The organism is Spirillospora sp. NPDC049652 (assembly GCF_040675125.1).
Lineage (GTDB): Bacteria > Actinomycetota > Actinomycetes > Streptosporangiales > Streptosporangiaceae > Spirillospora.
The window spans coordinates 1-2,438 of sequence record NZ_JBFAOF010001023.1; the positions used below are offsets into that span (position 1 = coordinate 1).

At 74.9% G+C, this 2,438-nt stretch carries 3 protein-coding genes; all 3 read right to left on the reverse strand.

The features are described from left to right. Window positions 1-8 precede the first annotated feature (8 nt). Complete coding sequence (locus AB0J52_RS36320) at window positions 9-716, reverse strand: DUF899 family protein (protein WP_500187445.1); 708 nt, start codon at window positions 714-716, stop codon at window positions 9-11. Window positions 717-766: 50 nt separating this feature from the next. Beyond that, entirely contained in the window at window positions 767-1,309 is a 543-nt protein-coding gene (locus AB0J52_RS36325) for a methyltransferase domain-containing protein (RefSeq protein WP_500187446.1), read from the reverse strand. Between the two features lie 25 nt (window positions 1,310-1,334). Continuing rightward, window positions 1,335-2,438: ABC1 kinase family protein (locus AB0J52_RS36330; RefSeq protein WP_500187447.1), on the reverse strand; the 1,104-nt coding region annotated here is incomplete at its 5' end.

Sequence of the window (2,438 nt, forward strand, 5' to 3'; positions counted from 1 at the left end):
CGGGGTGTTCAGCCCCGCCGCGCGCCCGCGTAGTCGTTGGCGGCGTACCAGGAGCCGCGCCCGCCCGGCAGCAGGTCGAGCACCTGCCAGACCGGCGAGAGCGGGTCGATGCCGCGTTCGGGCAGGTCGTCGGAGACCGACGCCTGCATCGTGTACCGGTGCCGGACGCGGTCGCCGGCGCGGTCGTACACCGACACGCCGGGATGCTGCGCGCCGTCGGCGTTCTCGGCGCCCATGTCGCGGTTGAACGTGGAGTCGTGGCTGGACAGCAGGCGCAGGCCGTCCCAGCCGCGTCGCCTCCCCCAGTCGCGCAGCCTGGGCAGCGGCGCCTTGGCCACGACGGCGAAGCCGGTGTGCCGGGCGAGGTGGTGGGAGACGCCGTGGAAGCCGTCCACCCACATGGAGCACATCGGGCACGCCTCCTCGGCGTCCGGCGCGAACATCAGGTGGTAGAGGACGAGCGTGTCGTGCCCGTCGAACAGCTCGTCCATCGCCGTTTCGGTGACCGGACCGGCGGCGGACAGGTCGCGGGGGCCCTCGGCGAAGGTGTAGCGGGGCAGCACCGGGCCCGGCGGCAGGGCACGGCGGGCCGCGGCGACGCGTTCGGCGTGCGCGAGCAGCTCCTGTTCCTCCTTGAGCAGGGCGTCGCGCGCCGCGACGTACTCCGGATCGGCCCCCTCGGGCCACAGCCTCCTCGGCTCCATGCCGACGCTCATCGCGGGTCTCCCCTCGTCAGGACGGTCCGACGGAAGGAGGCTATACAAAGCTAAACCGACACGCCCGCCCTTCGGCACCGCAGCACCAGCCCGCTCGGCAGGTCGGCGGCCGGCCCGTCCGGACCGGGACGGGCCTCGGACAGCTCCACGAGCTCGAAGCCCGCGAGCCGCAGTTCGGTCGCGTAGCCTTCGAGCGTCCGGTGCCGCACGACCTCGCCACCCACCTTGCGCTCGCCCTCCTGGAAGTAGGCGGGCTCCTCGCCGTCGGCGGCGGCCGTCGCGACCGGGTGCGGGACGGCCAGCACGAGCCGTCCGCCGGGCCGCAGGTGGTGGTGGACGGTCCCCAGCAGCCGCGCCAGGTTCCGCGTCCGCTGCACCGCCATCCACGACGCGACGAGGTCGAACGTCCCGTCGGCGTGGCCGGACCAGCCGTCCAGCCCGGCCGCGGGCAGGGCCCGGTAGGCGGCCGCGCCGCCGTCCGCCGCCCATCCCGCCAGGGTCGCGCCGCCGAGCTCCAGCACCCGGACGCCCCGGGCCGGCCCGAGGAACGTCCGGAACACCGGGAACGCGGCGGCGCGGGGGTCCGCTGTCATCTGTCCACTCCCTCGTCTCGCGGCATCAGACGCGGGCGCCGAACAGCCCGCGGTTCAGCACCGGCTTGGCGACCTCCTGGAAGTCGATCTCCGGGTCCAGGTCGCGGATCGTCCCCTCGATGACCAGCAGCGACAGCAGCGGGAAGATCAGCTCGGACGCCGCGTGGATGCCGTGCCGGCGCTGCAGGTCGAACATCTCGGCGGCGAACGCGATCAGGCTGAACTCCCGCGCGGGCAGCCCGTGGCTGCGGTCGACCAGGTCGGCCATCCGGACGGTGAACGACTCCAGGTCGGCGTCCGGGCGGACGGCCGCCGCGCTCTCCACGACGATCTCGGCGCAGCGCCGCCCCCGTCCGGTCGCCATGTTCAGGAAGAACTCCGCGAACAGCCGGCGCAGCCGGTCCGACAGCTGCACGCTGAACCCCGCGTCCAGCACCACCACCTGCCCCGACCTGGTGAAGTACAGGTTGCCCGGGTGCATGTCGCAATGGACGAAGCCGGTGACGAACAGCATGTGGTAGACGGCGGTCAGCGCCGACCCGGCGAACCTGCGGCGCAGCGCGGGCGGGCAGGACGCGGCGGTGTCCAGTTCCAGGCCGGGGATGAACTCCATGACGATGCAGCGCGGGCGCGACGCGTCCGCGTGCACCTTCGGCACCCACACGCGCGGCACCGTCGACAGCGCGTCCCGCAGCCGGGCCAGGCTCTCGGCCTCGCGGGCGAAGTCGAGCTGGCCGAGCACCGCCGCGCACATGCCGTCCACGACCTCGGTGACCGGCACGCCCCGCAGCGGGCGCAGCCGCGCCGCGATCCGCGCTCCGCCGCGCAGCAGCGCCAGGTCGCGCCGCATGGCCCGCTCCACGCCGACCCGCCGCAGCTTCACCGCCACGCGCTCACCGGACGGCAGCGTCGCGGCGTACACGCAGGCCACGCTGCCGCTGGCGACCGGGCGCCCGTCCAGCCCGCCGAACGGCACCGCCCGCGGCGCGCCGTGCGTCCCGGACGCCCTCCGCGTACCGGACCCGTCCGACACGTCATGCGGACCAGAACCGCCGAACCCGGCGTGCGGACCGACCGCGCCAGGCTCGGCGTGCGCGCCGTACGCGGCGGCCAGTCCGCGCCGCGCCTG

Excerpts from the sequence above, each read along its gene's own strand:
- AB0J52_RS36325 (WP_500187446.1), bottom strand. The coding sequence starts at position 1,309 with ATGACAGCGGACCCCCGCGCCGCCGCGTTCCCGGTGTTCCGGACGTTC.
- AB0J52_RS36320 (WP_500187445.1), bottom strand. The coding sequence starts at position 716 with ATGAGCGTCGGCATGGAGCCGAGGAGGCTGTGGCCCGAGGGGGCCGAT.